The sequence below is a fragment of the Streptomyces sp. NPDC005955 genome (assembly GCF_042871255.1).
Taxonomy (GTDB): domain Bacteria; phylum Actinomycetota; class Actinomycetes; order Streptomycetales; family Streptomycetaceae; genus Streptomyces.
Map to the genome: position 1 here is coordinate 144,313 of NZ_JBIAIF010000006.1, position 26,683 is coordinate 170,995.

Below are 26,683 nucleotides of genomic sequence, written 5' to 3' on the forward strand. Positions count from 1 at the left end.
GGAGGGCGGCGCTCGAAGGCTGTCGACTCCACACGAGAAGTGCTACCGTAATTCATGAGAGACATCAATAGCGCTTCTGACTCCACCCGGGAAGCACTTCAGCTGGACGTCACCGCGCTACGGGCCGAAACCCCGGGGTGCCGACAGGTCATCCACTTCAACAACGCGGGCTGCGGGCTGCTCGCCGCCCCTGTCCTCGAAACGATGGTCGACCATCTGAACCTCGAAGCGCAGATGGGCGGTTACGAGGCAGCGGCCACCCGGGCCGCCGAAGTCCGCGGGTTCTACCGGGAGACGGCCGCCCTCATCAACACCACCCCCGACAACATCGCCTTCGCCGGCAGCGCCACCCACGCCTACGCCAACGCCCTGTCGTCGATCCCGTTCGGGGCCGACGACGTCATCCTCACCACCCGCGACGACTTCGTCTCCAACCAGATCGCCTTCCTGTCCTTGCGCAAGCGGTTCGGCGTGCGCATCGTCCACGCGCCCGACACGCCCGAGGGCGGGGTGGACGTGGCGGCGATGGCCGCGCTGATGCGCACCCACCGCCCGCGCCTGGTGTCCGCCACCCATGTCCCCACCAACTCCGGCCTGGTCTCGCCGGTCGCCGACATCGGCCGCCACTGCCGCGAGTTGGACCTGCTCTACCTGGTCGACGCCTGCCAGTCGGTGGGACAACTCGTCATCGACGTGGAAGAGATCGGCTGCGACTTCCTCACCGCCACCTGCCGCAAGTTCCTCCGCGGCCCCCGCGGCTCCGGATTCCTCTACGTCTCCGACCGCGTCCTGCGCGCCGGCCACGAACCGCTGTTCATCGACATGCACGGCGCCCGCTGGACCGCACCGGGCGCCTACGAGCCCGTGCGGACGGCGGCCCGGTTCGAGGAGTGGGAGTTCCCCTACGCCACGGTCCTCGGCAGCGCCGCCGCCACCCGCTACGCCCGCGAGGTCGGCGTCGAAGCCATCGAGCAGCGCACCCCCGCGCTCGCCGCCCGGCTGCGCGCCCGGCTCGCACCCCTCCCCGGGGTGCGCCTGCTCGACCGCGGCCCGCGCCTCGCCGCGCTCGTCACCTTCGGCGTGGCGGACTGGCAGCCGGTGCCGTTCAAGGAGGCCATGGACGCCCGCGGCATCAACTCGGCCCTCAGCTACCGGGAGTTCGCGCAGTTCGACTTCGGGACCAAGGGCATCGAATGGTGCCTGCGACTGTCGCCGCACTACTACAACACCGAGGAGGAGGTCGACCACGTCGCCGACGCGGTCGCGGACCTCGTCGCCCGGGGCCGACGGTGACCGCCGCGCCCACCCGCGCCGCCGAGCCCTCCTGGGCCCACCGGGAAAGCCTCTGGCGCAACGGCGACTTCCTCAAGTTCTGGCTCGGCGAGACGCTCTCGCTGCTCGGCGCCCAGGTCACGAACCTCGCCCTGCCACTGACCGCGATCCTCGCCTTCGACGCCACCGACGAGCAGGTCGGCGTCCTGCGCTTCCTCCAACTCGTCCCGTACCTCGGTCTCGCCCTGGTCTTCGGGGTGTGGGTGGACCGGGCCCGGCGGCGGCGCATCATGCTCGGCGCCAACTCCGTCCGGATGGTCCTGCTGGCCCTCGTACCCGTCCTGTACTGGACCGACGCCCTCAGCCTGGCCACCCTGCTGGTGATCGCCTGCGCCGTCGGCGTCGCCTCGGTGCTGTTCGACGTCAGCTGGATGGCGTACGTACCCACGCTGGTGCGCGACCCCGCGCGGTACGTCGAAGCCGGCGCCAAGATGGGGATGAGTTCCTCGGCGGCCGACGTGGCGGGGCCCGGGCTCGCCGGTGTCCTGGTCAGCGCCCTGACCGCGCCCGTGGCACTGATCGTCGACGCGTTCTCCTACCTGGTGTCCCTGGTCTCGCTGCTGCTCATCCGCACCCCCGAACCCGAGCCCCGACCGACCGCCGCACGACGGCACCTGCCGACCGAACTCCGCGACGGCCTGCGCTGGGTGCTGAAGAACCCGGTCCTGCGGTCGCTGGCCCTGATCGGGTTCTGCTGCAACTTCTCCATGGTCACCGTGTGGACGATGTTCCTGCTGTACGGAACGCGCGACCTGCACCTGAGTTCGACGACCATCGGCGCCGTCTTCGCCACCGCCTCCGTGGGCGGACTGATCGGCGCGGCGGTCTCCGGGAAGGTCATCCGGCGCTTCCGGCTCGGTCTCGTCTACCTGGTCGCCCAGTCGGCCCTCCTCGTCGGCCCGCTGCTGATCGTCCTGGCCGCCGGACCCCGCCCGGTGATGGTGGGCATGTTCGTGCTCTCCTTCTTCACCACCTACCTCGGCCTCGGCGTCGCCGGAGTCGTCATCGTCAGCCTGCGCCAGGCCAGCACCCCGCAGTCGATGATGGGCCGGATGACGGCGGTCTTCCGCACCCTGCTGTTCGGCGGCGGCGCACTCGGCGGGCTGACCGCGGGCCTGCTCGCCGGCCGGATCGGCGCCCACGACGCGCTGACGGTGGCGGCGATCGGCTCCGCCGCCGTGCTGATCGCGCTCGTCCTGTCCCCCGTCAGCCGGCTCCGCGCCCTGCCGCAGGCACCGGAGGAACCGGCCCCGGCGGCAGGGCCGGTGTCCCGACCCGCCCGCTCCGCCGGCTAGTCCACCGGGACCGAGGCCCGTACGCGGTGCAGGTGCACGAGCACGTCGAAGGTGCGCCCCAGCGAGACGGGCAGCGGCTCGTTGGGGTACGAGCCCGGTACGACGAAGGTGGGCCGGGAGCCGGACAACCAGCCGCCGACGGCCGGATCGCGGCCCGCCTCGCGCAGATCGACGTAGTAGTCGTGGTGGCGGACCCGGTCGAGGGTGTGCTCGTTGCTGCCGGGAGCGGCGGGGCCGGTGGAGAACACCCCGTACTGCCCGGTCCGGTCGTCCATCGCCCGGTACTCACCGCGGTGGATCGTGGTGCCGACCGCCAGGTACTCGCGTCCCACCGACTCCCGTAGGAAGGCGCCCTGCACCTTCGGATGGGTCGCCGGGAAGGGCGTCTCGTAGCCGAGGTGGGCGTTGTGGGCGGAGACGAGCATCCGGTCCCCGGTCTGCCGCTGCCACCACACCGTGTTCTCGGCCATCGCCCGGTCGCGGTGCCGGTTGGACTCCGCCTCCTCGACGGGACCGTTGCCCAGGTGGGCGTACAGCTTCGTCACCTGCTGGACGACACGGGCCTCCTGGAGCACCCACGGGTCCACCGCACCCGCCCGTTCGAACAGTCGCAGGGCGGCCCGCGCATCGGCGTCGACGGCCCGGCGTTCGGCGAGCGGCTTGCCGGCCAGGGCCCGCATCCGTTCCCCCATGGAGTGCGGCAGGGCGAGCAGCGCGGCATACCGCTGCCGGAGTTCGGGCAGCAGCGCGGGACGGTGCTCGGCGGCCCAGGCGAAGAGACGCGCGTACTGTTCCCGCCCCACGTCGCCGATGTCGTTGCCCATGACGCGGACCTGCCGGTCGGGCGCGGCGGTGCGGTTGTACGCGCGCATCCAGGTGAAGAGGGCCAGGAACTCTTCGTTGCGCCAGTCCTCGAAGGAGAACTGGAACTCGTCGCGCATGATCTGCCGCAGATCGCCCTCGCCGGTCCTGACGTACGCGTCGAGGCGGGCGCCCGCCGACCAGTGCACCTCCAGGGAGAAGGTCCGGAAGCCGCTGCGCTCCACCAGGTGCTGGAAGAGACGGTGTTTGAGCTGGAACAACTCCTTCGAACCGTGGGTTGCTTCCCCCACGCCGACGATGTTCACGCCCCTGACCATGCGGGACAGGGCCGCCAGGTCCCCGCTCGGACCGCCCGGGGCGGCGGTGCGCAGCGGATGCGCCCGGCGTTCGATCCCGGCGACGACGGTCCGTTCGGCACGGTCACGGGCCCCGGGACGGTCGGCGGCGGCGGTGGCCGTCACGGCATCCGCGACGGCGGACGGGCCGGCGGCGGCAGGCGGGCCGGCGGCGACGGCGGGGGTCGCCGCGGCCAGGGTCGCGGCGGCCAGGGCGACGGCCGCGTACCGGACCGCCCGGCGCCCGGGGACGGCGCCGGACGAGCCGGCTCGGACGGTGATGATGGGATGGAACACAGGGCTGTCCCCTCGGTCGTGGGTACGGGATGCGAGCCGCCGGGCGTCCCCTCGCTTCCGGCGCTGCGCCTTCATCCTGTGCTCCGCCCCGACCGTCGAAAAAGCGGGACCTGCTTCACCGTGCGCTAAATTCTGCTCATGTCGGTGATCGCGGTGCTCGTGGCGGACGGAGTGCCGGGGCACCAACTGACCACACCGGGCATGGTGTTCCTCGCGGCCGCCCGCGCCCTGCGGCGGGCCGCCTACGACGTCCGGATCTGCTCGACCACCGGGACCGTCACCACCGGTGAACCGCCGCTCGACGTCACCACGCCCTGGGACCTCTCCGCCCTGCGCGACGCCGACACCGTCCTGGTCACCGGCCACGACGCCTTCCGCGAGCCGCCCCCGCCGTCGGTGGCCGACGCCCTGCGCGGGTGCGCGGACCGGGGCTGCCGCATCGGCGGGATCGGTACGGGCGTCTTCACCCTCGCCGCGGCCGGCCTCCTCGACGGCCGCCGGGCCACCACGTCCTGGCCGCACGTCACGGAACTGGCCGCGCTGCACCCCCGGGTCGACGTCGTGCCCGTGGGTTCCCCCTCGGTCGAGGACGGGCGGTTCATCACCTCGGGCGCGGTCTTCGGCGGGCTCGACCTCTGCGTCGACCTCGTGGAACGGGACCACGGGGTGCACACGGCCGCCGCGACGACCCGCCGGCTGATCATGCCCCTGTACGAGAAGGTCACCGACGACCAGGAGGAACTGGAACGCGAGATCGCGCACCGGACCGACATCGGGCCGACCCGCGCCTGGGCGGAGGCCAACCTCCACCGCCCGCTCACCCTGGACGACCTGGCGGCGCACGCGGGCCTCAGCGTCAGTAGCCTCACCCGTCACTTCCGGGCCCGGACGGGCCTCCCCCCGCTCCAGTACCTGCTCCGCGCACGGCTCCACCACGCGCAACTGCTCCTGGAGTCCACCGACACCCCGATCGAACAGATCGCGTCCCGGTCGGGCTTCGGCTCGCCCGCCAACCTCCGTCACCACTTCCACCGCCTCACGGGCACCAGCCCGCGGACGTACCGGACGGCGTTCCGCACGTTCACCGCGACGATGGCGATGAGCGGCCCCGCAGCGCAGACCCGTCCGACGCACCCGGACCCGACGTCGGCCCCGCACCCCGGGTCCTAGCGAAAACTTCCTCCCACCCGTGTTCAGGGAATCGCCTTGGCAGTCCGTAATACGCGTCATACACTTCTGGTGTGGCCAAGACAAGGATCAGCATCAGTCTGGAGAGCGCTCACGCCGAGCGCATTCGTGCCCATGCGGAACGGGCCGGCATGGACGTCTCCGCCTATCTCGTCAACGCGGCGACCCGGCAGATGGCCGAGGTGGAAGCGGCCGAAGCGCAGTTCGCCCGACTCGATGCGGTGATTGCGGCAGCCGAGTCGGAGGCCGCCGCGCTACCGCCCCTCGCGGAAGTGGTCGACGGCGACCTCACGGAGCAGGAGCGGAGAGAAGTGCAGGAGGCCCTGGGCCTGGTCTACGGCCCTGACGGCCCCGTCGCCCGCTCCGGTGACGCCGCGTGACGACGAGGGTGCCGGTGTACGACACCGGCATGTTGATCGCGCTCGCCGATCGCAAGGCGAAGGCGGTCCGTCTGCACGCGGGCCTCCAGGACGCGCCGCATCGAGCGCTCGTGCTCGGGCCGGTGCTGGCTCAGGTCTGGCGGCCCAACCCTGCCGTGGTGCACGCCCTCGCCGGGGTCATGAAGGAGTGCACGGTTCCGCAGGCCCGGAGCTCGGCCCCGGCCATGCGCCGCACCACCGCGGGGCAGACGGTCTGCATCCGGTGTGCCACCGGTCCCGACATCACCGAATGGCAGCGCATCGGAAGCTCCCTCGGCGCGGCAGAACTGCCCCCGAAGAAGCGCCCGGACGCGGTGGATGCGCTGGTGGCCCTGACTGCTGCCCGACACGGCAGCGCTGTGGTCTTCACCAGCGATCCAGCCGACCTCAGCGCCTATTTGAAGGCATTGGACGCCCAGGACGTGCACGTCGTGCAGATCTGAGAAACGTCGAAGGCCCCGCTGCGAGCAGCGGGGCCTTCGACGTTAGTGCCCGGTGAGGCACTGGCGGAGGATACGAGATGCGAACTCGTGAGGGGTTGGCCCCAACACGCTTTCCAACTGTGCGCACGGTCGTACGGGGTAGTTCACGGACGTCCATTCGGCAGCTCAAACGGGGTGCGCGGACCGCCATGAACGGCAGTGCTCTGCCGTGAACTGGACAACGACCAGGACAACGCACCAGCGGTCAGGTACGGGGGATGACCCCGACGAACTCGTTCCCCTTGTGATTGCTGATGATGAAGTCGAAGCCATGGCCCGCTGCGCAGGAAAGCTCCACGCTGACGTAGCCGCCCCTCGTCCCCAGTGGGCTGTCGTAGTCGTCCCGATCGGGGTGGACGGTGCCTGCCTCGTGGTCGCCGCCGGCCTTGGCTTGCTCTACTTCCTCAATTCCGCATGCTGGGCACTTGAGCTGCCACTGCATGCTCCACGAACCCGTGCTGCGCTGCACCGGGACGAGGGTTCCCTCGTGAGTCTGGGGCACGTCTTCCTCCAATGAGATCGGCCTGATCCATGACACATGACCTGGGGGTCCCACCGCATGAACTCTGTCCGATCTGGGAGTCCAGCCGGGGAGAGCGAAGAAGGGAAGGGGCCGTGCCGCAGGCTAGTCCTCGAAGCACGTACTTGCAGGGCTTTGAGTCTCTGCGCCAGAAGATCGAGGCGGGCGAGAACGCAGAGGGCCGGCCGTGCAAGGGGCCGGTTGGTATGTGACGGGGACCAGGGGCCGCCGCCCGCTGGTCGAGAAGGGACTGGGTATGCCCCAGCACTGTTACCAAGTCGTCAACCCCGCAGAGCAGTGATCAGAGCGGCGAGCGCCCCGACCAACCCAGCTACTGCCGTGATGGTCGACGCCCAGCGGTTGGCTCCCCGGACGCTGTCGTCTCCACGCTCCCCCACAGGTGAGTTGTCGGCACTCATCGAGCTGCTTCCTCCACTGCTTCATGGCCGTTCCAGCACGGCACTCGCCTAAGCCTGCGCCTGCCTCCCATCGAGGAGGGGGCGGGCTTCCTCGGGGGCAAGAGAACACGTCCGGCGCGGAGTTGACGACAGCCCCAGCTAAATCCGACGAAGTCCGGACAGCTAACGCGCAGGCCGCCTAGGGTTTCACCCCAACGACCGGACGCCACCGGACAATGCCGGACAGTCGCAGACAGGGGGAGACGTCGGATGAGCATCGCCGTTCGTTTGCAGGAGCTTCGGATACGGGCTGGTAACCCTTCGATCCGCGAGATCGAGCACCTCATAGCCAGGCAGAGTCGAGGGCGGACTATGGCCCAATCCACCATTCAGGAGAAAATCTCGGGCAAAAGCACTGCTAATCTGGCGCAGATTCTGTCGATCGTGGAGGCACTTGCTGAGCATGCACGCTTTAATGGTGCTCCCCTTCCGGGGCAGGAGACAGACCAAGGGGTCTGGCGAGAGCGAGTCACGGCGTCTCATAAGCAAGTCAGCCCCAAAGCCTTATTGCCAGCACCGTCGCCACAAGATAAGGGCGACGAAAACCCGTGGAACATTGCGGCTCTCATGCACGCCCAGATGTACGATCTAATTGAAATTGTGGAAAGCTCCCAGAACAGCCCTACTGAAACTTGGCTACCAAGTGTTATCGGGCCCATGCTTAAAGCTCAGATGTCTGTGTCCTCCTTTATGGAGCGTGCCTCACAGGACGACCCGCAAGCGATCGTTCGAACCTTGGTGGTGCTCAATTTGAGCTTCCCTCAGCCGGAGAACGACCCTTGGGGTATAACGGGCAGTCCATGGGTGGTCACGGACAACAACATGACCGTTGGTGCACTCCTGACGCACGCGGCGAGGCACCAAGGCGCAAAATCCACGCCAGCCCTAGTTGCAGGCATGAGACGAGCGGAAATCGGAAGCCTGGTGGAGGTGTACCTAAAAGCTCTGTCTAGAGTTCAGACCGCCGCCGGCATTCACCAGGCACTTGTACTTCTCAGGGCGGCTTCGCTCGATCGAGATGCCATATCCCTTCTGCGTTTTGTGGGTTCAGAGCGACGCTCGGAAGAGGCGATCAAAATAGCCGAGCGTTTCCATGAGAATGGAAGCAATGAAGACAGGGACCTAATCTTGAAAGGGGTGAGTGGGGAGAGCCCATACAGCCTCAAGGCCGGCCTGGATGTGTTGGTTGGCCATAAACTGGAAGAACAGTTTAAGCTCGAAATACTTCGCGGCATTCCTTATGGGAAGCATGAAGAATACGCTAAAACTCTCGCCGCCGCTGGATGCCTGGAGGTAGCGCAGACTGTGCGAGAAGCCGAAAATGTTCCACCGTTCTAAGCCGAGGGTATTGGATGAGGCGCAGTGCCGACTGGGTAGTTAGAGGGCAGGCCGGGGCGCAATATTGCATACGGGCTTTGATACAGAATGAGAAGGTTGAGTACCTTGAAAGTTGAGTGGAATGAGGAATTAAAGTCCGTATTGATTGACGATGGAGTCCACACCTTCCCGCGGAGGTGTGAAGTCAGTCGCGAATTGATCTCGAAAGTAAAGTTGCACTCCCTGTGTGAAATGTTAATAGACTCATCAAGGGTAACTTCCACGGAAAACCCTAACGGACGCCCCATTGATTTCTGTGTCACTTCGAGGCGGGAGTCTCAAGGGGTATTCTTCGGGCCTCGCGGTGAAGTTCGTCGCGGCGAGAGGTGGGAAACGGAATACGAGTTTTTCGATATTACGGAACAAGGTGAACTCTCTTTCGGCTTTTCTGTTGACTACCCGCATGTTGGCACCGAGGAGGAGGTTGTCGAGCGGACATCGCTATACTTCGAAAGGCTATCGGTCAGAGTTCACTCATTGAAGTGCTATGCTGGCGATTTTGATTCGCCGCCATCCTGGCAAATCGAGATTATTCCGCCCGAAGATTGGACAGTTGCCCGGTGTGCTGATGTTTCCGAGGGAGTGAGAATTCTTCTCAGTCAGCGCCAAGCGAACCCAAGTTCGGCATTAGGGGCGTACACTTTAATTCTCTCCGGTAGGTCAGATCTACTACTGGGGCAGGTTGAGTCCGACTGGTTAGAGGTGAAGCGAAAAGGGTACGGGATTTCGACCCCCTCTCAGAAATATGAATTCGCATGTGATGTCGCTGCATTTGCCAACTCTCCAACGGGTGGGATTCTAGTTATTGGCATGTCGACAGAAAAGGATTCTGCCGGGAGGGATCTCCTGAGTCGGCTGTCGCCGTGCAAAACTGGCTCGTTGAATTTGCAGACCTATATGCAGGCGCTCGCCGATAGGGTAGTTCCCGCCCCTGAGGGACTTAAGGTTGAAGTGGTGCCCGCAGAGGGAGGGGATTTGCTCGTTGCGTATGTTCCCGTGCAACCTGAAGAGCTTATGCCGTTTCTGGTTAAGGGCGCAATTGTATCGGGCCGAGTGTCGGGATCATATTTTTCTATTCCTCAACGAATTGGCTCCGATAAGTTCCCTGCGAGTGCGGAATCTGTTCATTCGATGTTGGTTGCCGCACGAGCCATCTTCCGGATGAAGTCCGAAGGTTGAGACGACGTTCGCCTCGACTTGGCGCGGCCGTGGAACCTTGGCATTGACCCCGCTGGGAGGCTCGCACGTGCCGCTATCCGCGCGACCACGTTGTTGCCTTGGCCTCAGTCGCGACCCACCGCAGCCCTCGTTGGGATCGCTACCTGGGGCTCGATCCCAGAGCATCGGCCAAAGTGGCCATGTCGGTGACCACTGCATCGGCCCCTGCCTCAGCCAGGGCGAGGCCCTTGTGCGACTTGTTGGCGAAGCCGATGGACATCGCTCCAGCAGCACGAGCAGCTTCGACGTCTGTTACCGAGTCCCCGATGAGTGTGTAGTGATTCGGGTGCACACGAAGTCGTGCGGCGGCGAGCAACAGCGAATGAGGGTCGGGCTTCATCAGGTCGGGCCGATAGGCGGCGCGTCCAATGACCTCGTGCACCAGGTGACGCAGGCCGTGCAGCATCAGGAGCCCGTACGCAGTCCGTGGAATTATTACTGACCACGGCGACCATTCGCCCGGACAAGTGCGCGGCTTCCAGAGCAGCGACCGCGCCGGGGACGGGCGGGCCCGCGACCTTGACGGCCAACACCTCGGCTTTGGTCAGTGATTCCTCGATTGCCCGGATGACTGGCTCCCCGCCCTGCGTGGCAAGGCGCAGGATCTCCATGGGGTCGTCGATGCTTCCCGACTCGCCGCCAAGTGTCGCGTCGTGCCGGGTCACGACTTCCGAGAGTTCCCGTGCAACACCGGCGGCGGGCCGACCCGCGAACACGTCGCAGATCGGCCCGTCGAAGTCGAACAGGACTCCGCTGGTGGCTCCGGCGATCTCGGCGAGCTTGCTAGTTCCCATCAGGGTCGAGGTTCCTTCCGATGGTGACATCGCCAAGCCAACCGTTAGTGAGAACACGTACGACGGCTACGAGGTAGCCGTTCGCGTCCACCTCGTGCCTGGCATCGGCAAGCACCGCCTTGACCGATTGCAGCCGGAACACCTGGAAAGCCTGTACCGCCGCATGCAGGCGAACGGGGAGCGCAAGGCCGGTACGGCCCACCAGGCCCACCGCACCGCCCGAACCGCCCTGGGGGAGGCGGTAAGGCGCGGCTACGTGGCGAAGAACGCCGCCGGGCTGGCGAAGCCGCCACGGATGGAAGAGGACGAATCAGAGGTTGATCCCTACTCCGTGGAAGAGGTCCAGTGTCTATTGCTCGAAGCCAATAAGCGCCGGAATACGGCACGTTGGATGCTGGCGCTGGCGCTCGGACTGCGGCAGGGCGAGACGCTTGGGCTGCGCTGGTCTGACGTCGACCTGGGCAACGAGTACCTGAAGCTGCGGAGGAACCGCTTGCGGCCCCGGTACGAGCACGGATGCCCGGAGGCCTCACCGTGCGGCCGGAAGGCGGGGTACTGCCCGGACAGGGTGCAGGTCCGGCGCGAGACCAAGAACGCCAAATCCCGAGCGGGCCGACGTGCCGTACCCCTGCCGGGCCCGCTGGTCGCCATGCTTCGTGCGCATACCGAGAAGCAAGAGCGCGAACGCAAGGCGGCCGGCAACCTGTGGATCGAGTCGGACTACGTGTTCACCAAGCCGCTGGGTGGCCCGCTGAGCCCGAACACGGACTACCACGACTGGAAGCGACTGCTGCAAGACGCGGGGGTTCGGGACGCCCGGCTGCACGACGCCCGGCACACGGCCGCCACCGTGCTCATGCTGCTCGGTGTCCCGGACCGCGTCATCGACCAGATCATGGGGTGGGAGCCGGGCACGTCCGCAAGCATGCGGGCGCGGTACCTCCACGTGCCGGACGCCATGCTCAAGGACGTGGCCCGGAAGATCGCCGATGCCATCTGGGGCCCCCGGGAACACCCGCTGTGGACAAAAACCAGGACAACGGGGTCTGAGGACAACGTCGAAGGGCCCCACCTTGCGGTGGGGCCCTTCGACGTATTGCCCGGTGAGAGCAATGGCGGAGGATACGAGATTCGAACTCGTGAGGGGTTGCCCCCAACACGCTTTCCAAGCGTGCGCCCTAGGCCACTAGGCGAATCCTCCGCTGGAGACATTACATGACGCCGAGCCGTGCTCGCGAACTCGTTCGGCGCCCCCCGGATCGGGTACTCTGTGCGCAGCCCCTCACGTGGCGCTATCTGACTGAACTCCCCCAGGGCCGGAAGGCAGCAAGGGTAGGTCGGCTCTGGCGGGTGCGTGGGGGGCGTTTGCGTGGGGTGGGCGCGACGGGCTTCCGGTCCGGGTTGTCGGTGGGCGCCTATAACCTCGTAGGTGTGTCGTCTCTCGCGCTGTACCGCCGCTATCGCCCGGAGTCGTTCGCCGAGGTCATTGGGCAGGAGCATGTCACTGCGCCCCTGCAGCAGGCCCTGCGGAACAACCGGGTCAACCACGCGTACCTGTTCAGCGGTCCGCGCGGGTGCGGGAAGACCACCAGTGCGCGCATCCTCGCCCGCTGTCTGAACTGCGAGCAGGGCCCCACGCCCACCCCCTGCGGCGAGTGCCAGTCCTGTCGCGACCTCGCGCGGAGCGGACCCGGCTCCATCGACGTGATCGAGATCGACGCCGCTTCCCACGGTGGTGTGGACGACGCCCGTGACCTGCGGGAGAAGGCGTTCTTCGGGCCCGCCAGCAGCCGCTACAAGATCTACATCATCGACGAGGCCCACATGGTCACGACGGCCGGCTTCAACGCCCTGTTGAAGGTCGTCGAGGAGCCGCCGGAGCACCTCAAGTTCATCTTCGCGACCACCGAGCCCGAGAAGGTCATCGGCACGATCCGCTCGCGCACCCACCACTACCCGTTCCGTCTGGTGCCGCCCGGCACCCTGCGGGACTACCTCGGCGAGGTGTGCGGCCGGGAGAACATCCCCGTCGCCGACGGCGTGCTCCCCCTCGTCGTCCGTTCCGGGGCGGGTTCCGTCCGTGACTCCATGTCCGTCATGGACCAGCTGCTCGCCGGCGCCGACGAGCAGGGCGTCACGTACGCGATGGCCACCTCGCTCCTCGGGTACACGGACGGTTCGCTGCTCGACTCCGTCGTGGACGCCTTCGCCGCGGGGGACGGCGCCGCGGCCTTCGAGGTCGTCGACCGGGTCATCGAGGGCGGCAACGACCCCCGTCGTTTCGTCGCCGACCTGCTGGAACGCCTCCGCGACCTGGTCATCCTGTCCGCGGTTCCCGACGCCAGCGAGAAGGGCCTCATCGACGCCCCCGCCGATGTCATCGAGCGGATGAGCGCCCAGGCCGGCGTCTTCGGCGGCGCCGAGTTGAGCCGGGCCGCCGACCTGGTCTACGAGGGGCTCACCGAGATGCGCGGGGCCACCTCGCCCCGGCTCCAGCTCGAACTGATCTGTGCCCGCGTGCTGCTGCCCGCCGCCTACGACGACGAGCGCTCCGTCATGGCCCGGCTCGAACGGCTGGAGCGCAACGGCGCCGCCGGCCTCGGCGGGGCCATGGGTACGGGCGGTGCCGCCTGGGCAGGTGGGGCGGGCGCGGTCACCGCACCCGCACCCGCACCCCCGCCCGTGCAGCCCCCGCCCGTGCAGCCCGCCCCGTACGCCGCGCCGCACTCCGCTCCGCCGCAGCCCGCCCCCGACCTCGCCCCCGAGGCCCCGCCCGGCCCGGCGCCCCACGTCCCGACCGCGCCCCCCGCCGAGCCCGCCCCCGTACCGCAGGGCTCCGCCCAGCCGGGCCCCGCACCCGTCGCCCCGGCGACCCCCGCAGCCCCGCCGCAGGCCCCCGCCGCACGGCGCCCGGGCGGCTGGCCCACCCCCGCCGCCGCGGGCGGCGGCCCCGCGCCGGCGGCCAGTCCCCCCGCGCCGCCCGCCCAGCCCACCGCTGCGGCGCCCGCGGCCCAGCCGCCCCGGGCACCCGCCGCGCCCGCCCCCACGGCGCCGCCCGCCGGCGGGCTCGACCCCCGCGCCCTGTGGCCCAACATCCTCGAAGCCGTCAAGAACCGGCGCCGCTTCACCTGGATCCTGCTCAGCCAGAACGCCCAGGTCGCCGGCTTCGACGGCACCACCATCCAACTCGGGTTCGTCAACGCCGGCGCGCGCGACAACTTCGCGAGCAGCGGCAGCGAGGACGTCCTGCGGCAGGCCCTCAGCGAGCAGTTCGGCGTCCAGTGGCGGGTCGAGGCGATCGTCGACCCCTCGGGAGGCTCCGCACCGCCGCCCGCCGCGGGGAACTTCGGCGGACGCCCCGCTCCCCAGGGGGCGCCGCCCGCCTACGGTTCCGCTCCCGCGGCGCCCCGGCCGCCCGCCCCGCAGCAGTCCGCGCCCCCCGCCCCGCAGCAGTCCCCGGGCGGCGCCCCGGGAGCCGGCGGCCGACCGGCACCCGCCGCCCCGCCGCCACCGGCCCGCCCCCACGCGCCGGAACCGGTGCACTCCGTGGCGCCGGAGGACGACGTCCCCGAGGACGACGACCCCGACCTCGACGAGTCCGCCCTCTCCGGCCACGACCTCATCGTCCGCGAACTGGGCGCGACCGTCCTGGAGGAGTTCTCCAACGAGTGAGCCGGCGGGCGACCACGGGCGAAGGACCCGAAGGACCCGAAGGACCTGAGGGACCCGAAGAACCCGAGGGACCCGAGGAGCCGCGAGGGAAGGGCCCTCCGCTGGGCCGCGGTTCGTAGGAACCTCCCAGTCCGGGGGCGTCCGAGCATCGGACACCCGCACGAGCCGGGTCGGGCCGGCGGTTAGGCTGGCGGGCGTGAAGGTCCTCGTCATCGGCGGCGGCGCCCGCGAACACGCCCTGTGCCGCTCACTGTCCCTCGATCCCGACGTCACCTCCCTGCACTGCGCGCCCGGGAACGCAGGCATCGCCGAGGTGGCGGAACTCCACGCGGTCGACGCGCTCGACGGGGCCGCCGTGGCGGCGCTCGCCGTGCGCCTCGAAGCCGAGCTCGTCGTGGTCGGCCCCGAAGCGCCCCTGGTGGCCGGGGTCGCCGACGCCGTGCGCGCCGCGGGCATCGACTGCTTCGGCCCCTCGCGCGAGGCGGCGGCACTGGAGGGCTCCAAGGCGTTCGCCAAGGACGTCATGGCCGCCGCCGGGGTGCCCACCGCCCGGAGTTACGTGTGCACCGACCCGCAGGAGGCCGACGAGGCGCTCGACGCGTTCGGCGCCCCGTACGTGGTCAAGGACGACGGGCTCGCCGCCGGCAAGGGCGTCGTCGTCACCGATGACCTGACGGCCGCCCGGGAGCACGCGGCCGCCTGCGAACGCGTCGTCATCGAGGAGTTCCTCGACGGTCCCGAGGTCTCGCTCTTCGCGATCACCGACGGGACGACCGTCGTCCCGCTCCAGCCCGCCCAGGACTTCAAGCGGGCGCTGGACGGCGACGAAGGCCCCAACACCGGCGGCATGGGCGCGTACTCGCCGCTGCCGTGGGCCGACCCCCAGCTGGTCTCCGAGGTGCTGGAGCACGTCCTCCAGCCGACCGTGGACGAACTGCGCAAGCGCGGCACCCCGTTCTCCGGACTGCTGTACGCGGGGCTGGCGATCACCTCGCGCGGGATGCGGGTCATCGAGTTCAACGCCCGTTTCGGCGACCCCGAGACGCAGGTCGTCCTCGCCCGGCTGCGCACCCCGCTCGCCGGGGTGTTGAGGGCCGCCGCCCGGGGCACCCTCGCCGACATCGAGCCCCTGCGCTGGAGCGGCGACGCGGCGGTCACCGTCGTCGTCGCCTCGCACAACTACCCGGGGACCCCGCGCACCGGTGACCCCATCGAGGGGCTGGACGCGGTCGCCACCGAGGACGCGCCGCACGCGTACGTGCTGCACGCGGGCACGGCGCAGGACGGGGACCGGGTCCTCAGCGCCGGTGGACGCGTCCTGTCGGTGACGGCGACCGGCACCGACCTCACGCAGGCCCGCGAACGCGCGTACACGGCGGTCGGGCGCATCGGGCTCGACGGCGGTCAGCACCGCACCGACATCGCGGCGAAGGCGGCGGCCGACGCGTGAGCACCCCGCCCGGCCCCACCGCCCGGTGACCCTCCGCCCGGCCCCGGCCCGGTACGCACCCCGTACCGCACCGGGGCCGTCGCACGTCCGGAGGCGTCCGGAGGAGCCGTACGCACTCGGGCACGTGTTCGTGTTGCCGCCAGCATTTGCCAGCCACCTCTGCCCAAAGCCATTCCATCGAGTGACCAATGGTCTATACGGCTGACGACGGCCGGGGGCCCAACTAGGGTGCGGCGCATGCGTTCCGGCACTTGGCCCAGCGGCATTGCGATGTCGTGGGGCGGTGCCACAGTGGGGGAGTGAACAACGCCAAGGGAGCCCCGAAGCGGTCCGGTCGCCGGATCGCCCCGGGCGGACGGTAGGGGGTGAGGTCCGGTCGTGTCCGACACGGGTGTGGAGGTGACCGCGCTGTCCGCGCGCTCCCGGGCCCTCGCCGTACTGCGGGTCCGCAGCAGGGCCACGGCCGTCGCCCTGCTGCCCGCCGCCGCCGCGGTCGTGCTGTTCGCGGGTCAGGTGAGCGGGCACTTCGCCCGGGGCGGCGGCTGGGACGTGGCCCGCTGGGTGCTCACGGGGACGGCCGTCGCGGTGCTGCTCGTGGCGGCGGGCATCGGACTGGTCGTGACGCGGTCCCGACCGGCGGTCAGTCCGACCGTCCCGATCAGTGAGGCTTCCGCGCCCGATCTGTACCGGCTGGTCCGGGACCTCGCGGACCGTCTCGGCGTGCCCGCGCCCTCGGCGGTGGCCCTCACCCCCGACTGCGACAGCTGGCTGGAGGACCGTACGCACCGCTCGCAGAAGCCCTCCCCCGGCACGGACCCGGCCACCGGCCCCACCGGAGGGGGCACGGCACGGCACCGCAAGCCCCCGGGGGACCGGGAGGCCCCCGTGCTGATCATCGGGTCACCGTTCCTGTGGTGGATGCGGGTCGCCGAACTGCGGGCCGTCCTCGCCCCCGTCGTCGCGGGCACGGGCCCCTCCGCGCACCCCGACATCGCCGCCGCCCGGCGCTTCGTCCGCGGGCTCGACGCCGCGGTCGCCGTCGCCTCCGAACCGGGCCGCGGCCCGCTCGCACGGCTCGCGCTCGGGGTGACGGGGGGCATCGCGCGCCTGATGCTGCGGGCCTGCCGCACGGACGCCACGGAGATGGAGCGCGGGGTCGCCGCGGCGGCGGCCGAGCGTGCGCAGGACGTCGACTACGGGCTGCGGATCGTCGCGCAGGAACAGGTCGGGCTCGCGTACGCGGGCTGGGACCGACTGCTGACCAGGGTGGCGCTGCCCGCGTGGCGGGTCGGCCGCTGGCCCGCCCGGCTCGACGCCGGGGTCGTCGCCGCGCTGACGGAACTCTCCCGACGGGACCGGCTCGCCGAGGGGTTCGCGGCCCGGCTCGGCGAACGCCCCGCCTGCGACCTGCTGGAGGAACCGGGGGCGGTCGACGAGGCAGCCTCGCTGCTCGCCGCGCGGCTGTTCCACGGCGGGCCCGCCGAGACGGGACGGGACTGGGCCCCCGTGGCCTGGCAGGCGTACCCCGAAGAGGTCGTGGACCGCACCTGGCGGACGGAGGCGGCCCGGCTGCACCGGGTCCTGGACGCGGCGGGCGTGCCGCGGGGCGGCGGTCCGACGCTGGCCCGGGTCCTCGACCACCTGACCCTGCCGGCCCCGGCACCGTCCGACCCCGGGCAGCCCACCGCCCCCGCACCGATAGCCGGACCGGGGCACCTCCCCCCGGACCCCACCGACCACACCCCCACCGGCAACGCCCCGACCAGCAGCGTCCCCGACGACCGCTCCGGCGCCGCCGACCCCGACGACGCCACCCACCCCCGTACCCACGACGACACCGACCACGAGCCGCACACCGACCATGCGGCGCGTACCGACCAGGCGGCGTACGACGAGGTCGGAACGTACGACGAGGACGCGGCGTTCGACGAAGACGCGGCGTACGACGGGGTCGGCGACGACGAAGCCCCCGGCACCCCCCGCTCCGGGGAACTGGCCGCGGCGCTCACCGCCCGACTGGCCCGCGAGGAGGGCCCGGCCCGCTCCGGCGCCCCCGCCAGCCGGTCCGCCGACGAGGTCCTGTGGAACGAGGGCGTGTTGCCCCTCTTCCCGCTCCAGCCGCCGCGCAGCGGCCGGGACCTGCTCGCCGAGCACGTACTGGCGACGGTGTGCTGCGCGGCCGTCGACACCGCGGGCGCGGCCCCCGGCCTCGACTGGCTGGACGGCCCCTCGCTGCTCATCGCCGGAGAACGGGTGGCCGACCTCCCGGCCCGGGTCCTGACCCTGGTGGACCGGGGCGACCCCGCACCCCTGCGCGGCTGGCTCAGCGAGCGGTGCGTCCGTACCGACAAGCCGCTGCGCCTGGTCTGAACGCCCGTTCCGTACGGCCCGGTTGACCGGCCCACGGCACTCGGCGAACGCGTGAACGCCGGACAAGGGGGCGCAGCGGAGGGCGGAGCCGTCCCCCGTACGTGCCCTGTACCCGCTCAGGACGCATGGAACACCGCCAAATAACGACGAACGGTGACGGAACGCGTGCGTAATGTGATGTGCTGGGTCCGCCCCGCGGCGCAGCGCCCGGGCGGAGGACCGGGCCCGGGGGACTCAGGGAGGGGACCGCATGGCGCCGAAGGACGAGGAACAGACCCCGCGCGAGAAGCCGCGGCACATCAGCCGTTGGGAGTCGGGTGCCCTCGCCCACGCGGTGAACGACCCCTTCGGTCTGGGCCCCCTCCCCTGGTTGCGGGGCCGTGAGCACTTCTTCGACGACACGGGACAGGTCGTCCCCTGGTACGTCGACACCCCGCCGGACGCGGCCCGCCTCCGTGACCGTCCCGGCGTTCCCGCTCCGGCCCGTACCGCCCGGCCGGGTGCCCGGGTGCCCGCGCCCCGTTCGTCCTCGGGGTTGCGCACCGCCGACGACGTGCGCTGTCAGATCAAGGGGTTCGCGTCCACCGCCGCGGTCGCCCCCGGCGCGGCCATCGACTTCCACATCACGGTCAACCCGCCGCAGCAGTTCAGCGTGGACGTCTACCGCATCGGTCACTACGCGGGTGACGGCGCCTCGAAGATCGCCACCAGTCCCCGGTTGTCGGGCATCGTCCAGCCCGCCCCGCTCACCGCCGACCGCACGGTCTCCTGTCACCACTGGTGGTTGTCCTGGCGGCTCCAGGTCCCCTCGTACTGGAACCCGGGCGCGTACGTCGCGGTGTTGACCACCGTCGACGGGTACCGCTCGCACATCCCGTTCACGGTGCGCGACGACCGTCCCGCGGACCTGCTCCTGCTGCTGCCCGACATCACCTGGCAGGCGTACAACCTGTACCCGGAGAACGGCCGGACGGGCGCGAGCCTCTACCACGCGTGGGACGGGGACGGCCGGCTGCTCGGCGAGTCGGAAGCCGCGACGACCGTCTCCTTCGACCGGCCGTTCGCCGGCGCGGGGCTGCCCCTGCACGTGGGGCACGCCTACGACTTCATCCGCTGGGCCGAGCGGTACGGCTACGACCTGGCGTACGCGGACGCCACCGATCTGCACGCGGGCCGGGTGGACCCCAGCCGGTACCGGGGGCTGGTGTTCCCGGGGCACGACGAGTACTGGTCGGCGAACATGCGCCGCACCACCGAACTGGCCCGGGAGCAGGGCACCTCGCTGGTGTTCCTGTCCGCCAACACCATGTACTGGCAGGTCGAGCTGAGCCCGTCCGCGTCCGGCACCCCGGACCGGCTGCTGGTCTGCCGCAAGCGCCGGGGGCCCGGCAAGTCCGCGCTGTGGCGGGAGGCCGACCGGCCCGAGCAGCAGCTCATCGGCATCCAGTACGCGGGCCGGGTCCCCGAACCCCAACCGCTGATCGTCCGCAACGCCGGCCACTGGCTGTGGGAGGCGACCGGCGCGCACGAGGGCGACGAACTGCCGGGTCTGGTCGCCGGGGAGGCCGACCGCTACTTCCCGCGGGCCCCGCTCCCCGGGCACCAGGAGCGCGTCCTGCTCGCGCACTCCCCGTACCGGGACACCGAGGGCGGCCGGCGCCACCAGGAGACCTCCCTGTACCGCGCACCGTCCGGGGCGCTGGTCTTCGCCTCGGGCACCTTCGCCTGGTCACCCGCGCTGGACCGGCCCGGGCACGTCGACCCGCGGGTCCAGCGGGCCACCGCGAACCTCCTCGACCGCATCTGCAAGCGCGACTGAGCCGGCGCACGCCACCGCTGTCACGCCCCCGCGCGCCCCGCCCCGAGGTCCACCGCACCGGTACGGGACAATCACGGCAGCACTCGTACAGAACCACGGGGAGGCCTCGTGTCCGGATTCGTCGAAAAGCCCGAACCGCTTCAGGTTCCGGGGCTGGTGCATCTACACACCGGCAAGGTGCGGGACCTGTACCGCAATGACGCGGGGGACCTGGTGATGGTCGCCAGTGACCGGATCTCCGCCTACGACTGGGTGTTGCCGACGGAGATCCCCGACAAGGGGCGTGTCCTGACCCGGCTGTCCCTGTGGTGGTTCGAGCAGCTCGCCGACCTCGCCCCGAACCACGTCCTGAGCACCGAGCTGCCCGCGGGCGCGCCGGCCGACTGGGCGGGCCGCACCCTGGTGTGCAAGTCGCTGCGGATGGTCCCGGTGGAGTGCGTGGCCCGCGGTTACCTCACCGGCTCCGGGCTCGTCGAGTACCAGCAGTCCCGCACGGTCTGCGGCATCCCGCTGCCCGAGGGGCTCAGCGACGGCTCCGAGCTGCCCGAGCCGATCTTCACCCCGGCGACCAAGGCGGCGGTCGGCGAGCACGACGAGAACGTCAGCTTCGACGAGGTGGTCCGCCAGGTCGGCGCGGACACCGCCGAGGCGCTGCGGGACACCACCCTCGCCGTCTACGCCCGCGCCCGGGACGTCGCCCGCTCGCGCGGCATCGTCCTCGCGGACACCAAGTTCGAGTTCGGGTTCGACGGGGAGGTGCTGACCCTCGCGGACGAGGTGCTGACCCCGGACTCGTCCCGCTTCTGGCCGGCCGAGACCTGGGAGCCGGGCCACGCCCAGCCCTCCTACGACAAGCAGTACGTACGGGACTGGCTGACGTCCTCCGCGTCCGGGTGGGAGCGGGCCGCCGAGGTGCCGCCGCCGGTGCTGCCCGAGGCGGTCGTGGCGGCGACCCGGGCGAAGTACGTGGAGGCGTACGAACGTCTGACGGGCACGTCCTGGCAGTGACCGGCACGGCCCTCCGGGGCCCCGGGAACGGGTGAAGCCCCGGCCGATGTGGTCGGCCGGGGCTTCACCCGCGTACTGCGTACGATCCTGAGCGGACGACGAGGTTCGAACTCGCGACCTCAACCTTGGCAAGGTTGCGCTCTACCAACTGAGCTACGTCCGCCGGTGCCCGAGGGCGGAGCCCACTATACCCAACCGCGCTCGCGCGCGAGCCGCACCGCGGTGTGCCGGTTCTCCGCGCCGATCTTCGTCGCGGCCGACGACAGGTAGTTGCGGACCGTTCCCGGGGACAGCGCGGCGCGCTCCGCGATCTCCGCGACGGGCGCCCCGTCGGCGGCGAGCTCCAGCACCTCGGCCTCCCGGGCGGTCAGCGGGGAGTCCCCGGCGGAGATCGCGTCGGCCGCCAACTCGGGGTCGACGTAGCGGTTTCCCCCGTGGACGGTGCGGATGATCTCGGCGAGCCGCTGGGCGCTCACGGTCTTCGGGACGAAGCCCCGCACGCCCGCCGCGAGGGCCCGTTTCAGATGACCGGGGCGGCCGTGGCTGGTGACGATGAGCACCCGGCAGTCGGGGAGTTCCGCCCGGAGGGATGTGGCCACGCTCACACCGTCCGCGCCGGGCATCTGGAGGTCCAGGACGGCGACGTCGGGGCGGTGGGCACGGGCCATCGCGAGCGCTTCGGGGCCGGACGCCGCCTGGGCGATCACCCGGAGGTCGTCCTCCAGGGCGAGGAGGGCCGCGAGTGCGCCCCTGATCAGGTGTTCGTCGTCGGCGAGCAGCACCCGTACGCCGGGGCTCCCGTCTGGCGTGCTCATTCCGTTGCCTCCTGAGGGGTCGACGTGGCGCCGCCCCGCCGTCCACGGGCGTCCCCCGACACCCGGTCCGCACCGACCGCACCCCGTTCACCGACCGCACCGACCGTGTCCCGTTCACCGGACGCAGCGGCACCATCGCCACCATCGTCCCCATCGTCCCCACCGGACCCATCCGTTCCGTCCGGAGTCAGGGGTACGCGGGCCGCGACCCGGAACACCCGCCCCCCGACCCGCTCGGCGGCCCCGGCCTCCAGGGTGCCGCCGACCCGGGCCAACCGCTCCCGCAGCCCGGCGAGCCCGGTACCGCCCGTCCCGGTGGCCCCATCCGCCCCGGTGGCCCCGGCGGTCGGGGCCACCCCGTCGCTCTCCACGGTCAGGGTCACCGTTGCGCCCTCCCGTACGAGGCCGATCGCGCACCGTCCGGCGTCACCGTGCCGCAGCACGTTCGTGGTGGCCTCCCGCACCACCCAGCCGAGCACCGACTGCACCTGCGGGGGCAGCCCGGCCGCCGAACCGGTCACCCGGCAGGTGATCCCGGCGGCGGTGAGGACGCCCTGGGCCCCGGCGAGTTCGGCGGACAGGTCGGCCTCCCGGTAGCCCCGGACGACCTCGCGCACCTCCCGCTGGGACTCCTGCGCGATCCGCTGCACCTCCACCATCTGCTCCACCGACTCGGGCCGCTCCCGACGGGCCAACTGCACGGCCAGTTCGCTCTTCAACGCGATGACGGCCAGATTGCGGCCCAGCACGTCGTGCAGGTCCCGTCCGAAGCGCAGCCGCTCCTCGGCGACGGCCAGCCGGGTCCGGGTCTCGCGGGCCTCGTCCAGCTCGATGACGACGGTCAGCAGCCAGATGGAGAACGAGGAGGTCAGGGCGACGAACCCGCTGAAGATCGTGATCATCAGGCCCATCACCAGCGCCTGCGCCGGCGTGAACCCCACGGCGAGGGCGCCGCCCGCCGCGAGGGCGCCCGCCGTGCAGACCATCGTGAGGACCTGCCGGGTCCCGCGCATGCCGAGCGCGAGGGTGCCCGCGCCGAAGGAGACGATCGTGAGGTAGTAGGCGCCGCCCGCGGACATGCGGTCCTGTTCGGCACGGGCCTGGCTGTCCAGGTCGATGCCCCAGACCGCGAGCAGCAGTGCGGTCACGGCGATCACGGCGGTGCCCGCGGAGAGCAGCAGCAGGGCGCCGCCGGGCTTGCCGCGGGTCCCGCAGACCCAGTCGAGGGAACGGGACACCGCGAGCGAGATCAGCCCCGCGTGCACCAGCACCAACACCAGCACCACGACTCCCGCGGTCCGCGGCATGCTGGTCAGGGGCACGAACCCGGCGACGGCGATCTCGATCAGTGCGAACAGGTGGAAGGACCCGCGGGTGTACGACTCGACCTTCGCCGTCGTGCTCTTGTCACGCCACCAGGCGTCCGGTCGGCGCATCGCCCTGCTCACCCCCCTCACCCCGCCCCTTCTCACCCGTCCGGTAGACCGCCGGGCGCGCCCGGCGACGGACGGGCCCGGCGGGCGCGCCCCCGCGGTCAGTGCCGTGGTTCCCAACGGAACCACCGGCGTACAGCAAACACCGCGAGCGCGGTCCAGGCCACCGCCGTGGCCAGGGCGGTCAGGGTCTCGCCGCCGGACAGCGCCCCGGTCCAGCCGCCGCGGACCAGGGTGATCGCACCGGTCAGCGGCAGCAGTTCACCGACCCGGGCGAGGCCGTCGGGGAAGATCTCCAGCGGCACGGTGATCCCGGAACCGATCATCGAGACCAGCACCAGCGGCATGACCGTGACCTGTGCGCTCTCCGAGCTGCGGCTGAACGCCGCGGTCACGGCGCCGAGCGCCGCGCACAGCACGATCCCGAGCAGCAGCCCGAGGACGGCCAGGTGCGGGGCCTCGGGCAGGCCCACGTCCAGCAGGACCATGCAGCCGGTGACGAGCACCAGGGTCTGGACGAGGGCGATGCACACCGAGGGCAGGGCCGCGCCGCCGAGTATCTCCACGTCCCGCAGCTCACCGACGCGCAGCCGCTTGAGGACCAGTTCCTCGCGGCGGGTGACGAAGATCCCGGTGAGCGCCATGTAGACGGCGAACAGCAGCGAGAAGCCGATGGACGCCGGCAGCAGGATCGTCCCGATGGACAGACCGGTGCCTTCGAGGTCCATGTTCTCGGCGGCGCCGCGCACGCTGAACGGCAGGACGAGCGGGACGAAGGCCGCCGCGAACAGGGTGCCCTTGCTGCGCACCAGCAGGGTCAGCTCGGCCCGGGCGAGTGCGGTCATGCGCCCGGTGGCGGTGGTGGTGGCCCGGGCGTCGTTGCGGGGCGTGACGCGGTCCGTCGGATCGGCGGACCGGGGCGGGGCGGTGCTCACAGCGCCGGCTCCTTCGGGTGGGGGTTCTGGCTGGTCGGGGCGGTGGTGGAGCCGCTGAGCCCCTCGGCTTCCCGCGCGATCCGCAGGAACGCTTCCTCCAGGGAGGCGGAGCGGACGTCCAGCCCGCGCAGTTCCAGGGACTGCTGCTGGGCCCACACGAGCAGACCGGTGGCGGCCCGCTGGAGTTCATGGGTGCGCAGTCGTACGGTCCGCCCGTTGACGTCGTGGTCGGCGATCCCGAGCTGGCCCAGGGGCGGCAGGTCCCCCACGTGGTAGCCGTCGGGGAGTTGGAAGGCGATGATCGAGGGCTGCGAGGCGACGACGTCCGCGACGCGGCCCTCGGCGGCGATGCGCCCCTCGTGGAGGATGGCCAGCCGGTCCGCCAGGTCCTCGGCCTCTTCGAGGTAGTGGGTGGTGAGCAGCACGGTGGTGCCGCGGTCGCGCAGTTCGCGCACCAACTCCCAGGTGTCCCGGCGGCCTTCGGCGTCGAGACCGGTGGTCGGCTCGTCGAGGAACAGCACCTCGGGCCGGCCCAGCAGGGCGAGCGCCAGGTCCAGCCGGCGACGTTCGCCGCCGGAGAGCTGCTTGACCCGGACGGGGCCGCGCTTGAGCAGGCCGACGAGGTCGAGGGCCTCGTGCACGGGGCGGGCGCCGCTGGTGCACCCGGCCCACATGCGGACCGTCTCGTTGACCGTCAGCTCGGACGGGAAGCCGCCCTCCTGGAGCATCACCCCGATCCGCGGGCGGATGACGGCGCGTTCCGTGTACGGGTCGTGGCCGAGGACGCGGACCTGCCCGGAGGCCGGGGTGGCGAGGCCCTCCAGCACTTCGAGGGTCGAGGTCTTCCCCGCGCCGTTCGTGCCGAGCAGGGCGAAGAGTTCGCCGCGCCGCACGGAGAACGTGACGCCCCGGACGGCTTCGAAGGTCTTGTCCTGCGGGCCGCTCCCGCCCCGGCCGCTCCCGGCGGCGGTGCCGGGGCCGCCGGGCCCGTCGTTCTTGCCGGTCTTTCCGCGCCCGGAGGGACCGCCCCCGTAGACGCGACGCAGATCGGTGACGTCGATCACGCGCTCTTCGGTCGCTTCGGTAGTCATGTCATCGATTTTCGCCCGGAGCGGGTCCGGAAACCGATGTGGGGTGTCATCACTGAGCATGACAAATGTCAGACGTCGCGGAGACGGGAGGGAACGGCGAGGGGCGAGCGGCGACGGAGAAGTGCGCGGCGATGTGGCCGGGAAGGAGGGGCGGCGATGCGGCCGGGAAGGGCGCGCGGTGGTGCGGACGGTGCCGCACATGCAAGAAACCCCAGTCAACTACCAGTGACCGGGGTTTGCTTGATGAATCCGTACGAAGTACGACCTGAGCGGACGACGAGGCTCGAACTCGCGACCTCAACCTTGGCAAGGTTGCGCTCTACCAACTGAGCTACGTCCGCATGGCATCCGACCGGCTTCCACCGATCGGCGCGAGCACCACCCTACCTGATCCACTTGCGTGGTCGGTAAGCGATGCAGAGCGGGTGACAGGAATTGCACACTGCGCCTTCCCCCTGGAAGGGGGATGTTCTACTACTGAACTACACCCGCACGACCTCTGAGCTGGGCTTTTCTGCCCCGCCCCGTTGGCGTGCCCAAACTCTAACGGATCACGGGGGGTGCTGCGCAAGTCGGTGCCCCGCACGGACGTTGACGGGACGTCGTCGGGGTGGCGGCGGGGGGCGCAAGGGGCGGCGTCGGGGCGTCGGTGGGGCGGCGGCGGGCTCCCGGTTCCCGCCCGTTTCCCGGGCGGGGGTCCCGTCGCCCGCTACACCCGAAGGCGCTCCGCACCCCGCCCGACGGCGGACCACCACCCGGACGGGTCGCGGGCCCGCCCGCCCGAAGGGCCACGGCACCGACCACCGGAGCGATCACCGAACGGACCTCCGACCGGTTCCCTGGACGGACCGCTGACCGGACTGCTGACCGGACCGCTGAACAGAGCGCTGACCGGATCCCTGATCGGATCGCAGGGTCCGGTCGGCTGCCCGGGAGTGCAGGGGTGCGCCGGGGTGGGCCCGGGGTGCCCGGTCGTTGCGCTGCCCGGCCGCGGGCGGGCAAGTCCCGGGCCGAGCCCGCCGGTTGACTGCCCAGCCGGTCAGTTGGCCGCCTCGAACGCCTCGTACACCCGCTTGGGGATGCGTCCCCGCGGCGGCACGTTCATCTGGTGCGACCGGGCCCAGGCCCGGACCGCCGAAGGGGCGGGCGTCAACGCGGTGTGCCGGTACACCTGGGGGGTCGGATGGGCCCCCGCCCGGGCCTTGCGACCTGCGTGCACATACGGGGCCAGGGCCTTACGCAGTTTCCTCGCATTGGCCTGATTGAGATCGATCTCGTACGACTTCCCGTCCAGCCCGAAGGCGATCGTTTCCGCCGCTTCTCCGCCGTCGATGTCGTCGTGGAGAGTGACTACGACACGCTGCGCCACGAATATCGGTCCCTTCGTGCGACCTCGCCGCATTGAGGTGCGGTGATGCCGACTGTCCGGCTGCTTGAGGCAAAGTATCGGTATTGCCTTTTCCTTTGTACAGGGCAGGGCATTGAACGGGGAAGACCTTTTATTGCGTTCAGCGTGTCCGGTACGTGTCGTGTCTATTGCGGGGACGGTCTTT

At 70.6% G+C, this 26,683-nt stretch carries 20 protein-coding genes, 4 tRNA genes, 1 other RNA gene and 1 pseudogene; 14 read left to right on the plus strand and 12 right to left on the minus strand.

Annotated elements, in window-relative coordinates; translation table 11 throughout:
• Positions 1-54: 54 nt before the first annotated feature.
• Positions 55-1,293, plus strand: a complete 1,239-nt coding sequence (locus tag ACFYOU_RS16995; RefSeq protein ID WP_391306486.1) for an aminotransferase class V-fold PLP-dependent enzyme — start codon at positions 55-57, stop codon at positions 1,291-1,293.
• Positions 1,290-2,627 carry an MFS transporter gene (locus ACFYOU_RS17000; RefSeq protein ID WP_391306488.1) on the plus strand — a complete coding sequence of 446 codons (1,338 nt, stop codon included), beginning with the start codon at positions 1,290-1,292 and terminating at the stop codon, positions 2,625-2,627. Before ACFYOU_RS16995 ends, ACFYOU_RS17000 begins: the two co-directional genes overlap by 4 nt.
• On the opposite strand, the gene ACFYOU_RS17005 is transcribed toward ACFYOU_RS17000, so the two are convergent.
• Positions 2,624-4,081, minus strand: coding sequence for an erythromycin esterase family protein (locus tag ACFYOU_RS17005; protein ID WP_391306491.1), 1,458 nt, complete (start codon positions 4,079-4,081; stop codon positions 2,624-2,626). The two genes, ACFYOU_RS17000 and ACFYOU_RS17005, sit on opposite strands and share 4 nt — an antisense overlap.
• 138 nt (positions 4,082-4,219) lie before the next feature.
• On the opposite strand from ACFYOU_RS17005, the gene ACFYOU_RS17010 reads away from it, so the two are divergent.
• The 3 genes from ACFYOU_RS17010 (at position 4,220) to ACFYOU_RS17020 (ending at position 6,131) form a co-directional block, all read left to right on the plus strand.
• Positions 4,220-5,251, plus strand: a complete 1,032-nt coding sequence (locus ACFYOU_RS17010; protein ID WP_391306492.1) for a helix-turn-helix domain-containing protein — start codon at positions 4,220-4,222, stop codon at positions 5,249-5,251.
• Between the two features lie 71 nt (positions 5,252-5,322).
• Positions 5,323-5,649, plus strand: coding sequence for a hypothetical protein (locus ACFYOU_RS17015; RefSeq protein WP_391306494.1), 327 nt, complete (start codon positions 5,323-5,325; stop codon positions 5,647-5,649).
• On the plus strand, positions 5,646-6,131 hold the full coding sequence (locus ACFYOU_RS17020) for a hypothetical protein (protein WP_391306496.1): 486 nt from the start codon (positions 5,646-5,648) through the stop codon (positions 6,129-6,131). Before ACFYOU_RS17015 ends, ACFYOU_RS17020 begins: the two co-directional genes overlap by 4 nt.
• Positions 6,132-6,375: 244 nt before the next feature.
• On the opposite strand, the gene ACFYOU_RS17025 is transcribed toward ACFYOU_RS17020, so the two are convergent.
• Positions 6,376-6,639 carry a hypothetical protein gene (locus tag ACFYOU_RS17025; RefSeq protein ID WP_391306497.1) on the minus strand — a complete coding sequence of 88 codons (264 nt, stop codon included), beginning with the start codon at positions 6,637-6,639 and terminating at the stop codon, positions 6,376-6,378.
• Between the two features lie 719 nt (positions 6,640-7,358).
• Here ACFYOU_RS17025 and ACFYOU_RS17030 point away from each other — a divergent pair.
• Both ACFYOU_RS17030 and ACFYOU_RS17035 read left to right on the plus strand, forming a co-directional pair.
• Positions 7,359-8,486: a hypothetical protein gene (locus tag ACFYOU_RS17030; protein WP_391306499.1), complete on the plus strand. Its 1,128-nt coding sequence runs from the start codon at positions 7,359-7,361 to the stop codon at positions 8,484-8,486.
• Between the two features lie 96 nt (positions 8,487-8,582).
• Positions 8,583-9,704, plus strand: coding sequence for an RNA-binding domain-containing protein (locus ACFYOU_RS17035; protein WP_391306501.1), 1,122 nt, complete (start codon positions 8,583-8,585; stop codon positions 9,702-9,704).
• A gap of 139 nt (positions 9,705-9,843) precedes the next feature.
• Here ACFYOU_RS17035 and ACFYOU_RS17040 read toward each other — a convergent pair whose 3' ends face one another.
• On the minus strand, positions 9,844-10,149 hold the full coding sequence (locus ACFYOU_RS17040) for an HAD hydrolase-like protein (protein ID WP_391306503.1): 306 nt from the start codon (positions 10,147-10,149) through the stop codon (positions 9,844-9,846).
• A gap of 413 nt (positions 10,150-10,562) precedes the next feature.
• On the opposite strand from ACFYOU_RS17040, the pseudogene ACFYOU_RS17045 reads away from it, so the two are divergent.
• A pseudogene (locus tag ACFYOU_RS17045) lies at positions 10,563-11,587 on the plus strand (tyrosine-type recombinase/integrase); the annotation flags it as partial.
• A 63-nt stretch (positions 11,588-11,650) separates the two neighbouring features.
• On the opposite strand, the gene ACFYOU_RS17050 reads toward ACFYOU_RS17045, so the two are convergent.
• A tRNA-Ser gene (locus tag ACFYOU_RS17050) sits at positions 11,651-11,738 on the minus strand.
• A gap of 72 nt (positions 11,739-11,810) precedes the next feature.
• Here ACFYOU_RS17050 and ffs point away from each other — a divergent pair.
• From ffs to ACFYOU_RS17080, 6 genes are all read left to right on the plus strand, one after another.
• An RNA gene (ffs, locus tag ACFYOU_RS17055) (signal recognition particle sRNA small type) lies at positions 11,811-11,907 on the plus strand.
• 61 nt (positions 11,908-11,968) lie between these two features.
• Positions 11,969-14,209 (plus strand): DNA polymerase III subunit gamma and tau, encoded by a 2,241-nt coding sequence (locus ACFYOU_RS17060; RefSeq protein ID WP_391306505.1) that lies wholly within the window; start codon positions 11,969-11,971, stop codon positions 14,207-14,209.
• Between the two features lie 196 nt (positions 14,210-14,405).
• Entirely contained in the window at positions 14,406-15,659 is a 1,254-nt protein-coding gene (gene purD, locus ACFYOU_RS17065) for a phosphoribosylamine--glycine ligase (RefSeq protein WP_389764673.1), read from the plus strand.
• A gap of 378 nt (positions 15,660-16,037) precedes the next feature.
• Positions 16,038-18,029, plus strand: a complete 1,992-nt coding sequence (locus ACFYOU_RS17070) for a hypothetical protein (RefSeq protein WP_391306507.1) — start codon at positions 16,038-16,040, stop codon at positions 18,027-18,029.
• A 250-nt stretch (positions 18,030-18,279) separates the two neighbouring features.
• Positions 18,280-19,848: a N,N-dimethylformamidase beta subunit family domain-containing protein gene (locus ACFYOU_RS17075; protein ID WP_389764675.1), complete on the plus strand. Its 1,569-nt coding sequence runs from the start codon at positions 18,280-18,282 to the stop codon at positions 19,846-19,848.
• 108 nt (positions 19,849-19,956) lie between these two features.
• Positions 19,957-20,856: a phosphoribosylaminoimidazolesuccinocarboxamide synthase gene (locus tag ACFYOU_RS17080; RefSeq protein ID WP_389764677.1), complete on the plus strand. Its 900-nt coding sequence runs from the start codon at positions 19,957-19,959 to the stop codon at positions 20,854-20,856.
• Between the two features lie 90 nt (positions 20,857-20,946).
• Here ACFYOU_RS17080 and ACFYOU_RS17085 read toward each other — a convergent pair.
• The 8 genes from ACFYOU_RS17085 to ACFYOU_RS17120 form a co-directional block, all read right to left on the minus strand.
• Positions 20,947-21,019: transfer RNA gene (locus ACFYOU_RS17085), tRNA-Gly, on the minus strand.
• Positions 21,020-21,041: 22 nt separating this feature from the next.
• On the minus strand, positions 21,042-21,671 hold the full coding sequence (locus tag ACFYOU_RS17090; protein ID WP_391306510.1) for a response regulator: 630 nt from the start codon (positions 21,669-21,671) through the stop codon (positions 21,042-21,044).
• Complete coding sequence (locus tag ACFYOU_RS17095) at positions 21,668-23,107, minus strand: histidine kinase (RefSeq protein ID WP_391306818.1); 1,440 nt, start codon at positions 23,105-23,107, stop codon at positions 21,668-21,670. The genes ACFYOU_RS17090 and ACFYOU_RS17095 overlap by 4 nt, the downstream gene beginning before the upstream one ends.
• 98 nt (positions 23,108-23,205) lie before the next feature.
• Positions 23,206-23,949, minus strand: a complete 744-nt coding sequence (locus ACFYOU_RS17100; protein WP_391306820.1) for an ABC transporter permease — start codon at positions 23,947-23,949, stop codon at positions 23,206-23,208.
• An 86-nt stretch (positions 23,950-24,035) separates the two neighbouring features.
• A complete protein-coding gene (locus ACFYOU_RS17105) occupies positions 24,036-25,130 on the minus strand; it encodes an ATP-binding cassette domain-containing protein (RefSeq protein ID WP_391306512.1) in 1,095 nt (364 codons plus the stop codon).
• Positions 25,131-25,398: 268 nt separating this feature from the next.
• A tRNA-Gly gene (locus ACFYOU_RS17110) sits at positions 25,399-25,471 on the minus strand.
• 79 nt (positions 25,472-25,550) lie between these two features.
• Positions 25,551-25,622 (minus strand) — tRNA-Gly (locus tag ACFYOU_RS17115).
• A gap of 547 nt (positions 25,623-26,169) precedes the next feature.
• Positions 26,170-26,499: a histone-like nucleoid-structuring protein Lsr2 gene (locus ACFYOU_RS17120; RefSeq protein WP_391306514.1), complete on the minus strand. Its 330-nt coding sequence runs from the start codon at positions 26,497-26,499 to the stop codon at positions 26,170-26,172.
• Positions 26,500-26,683 lie beyond the last annotated feature (184 nt).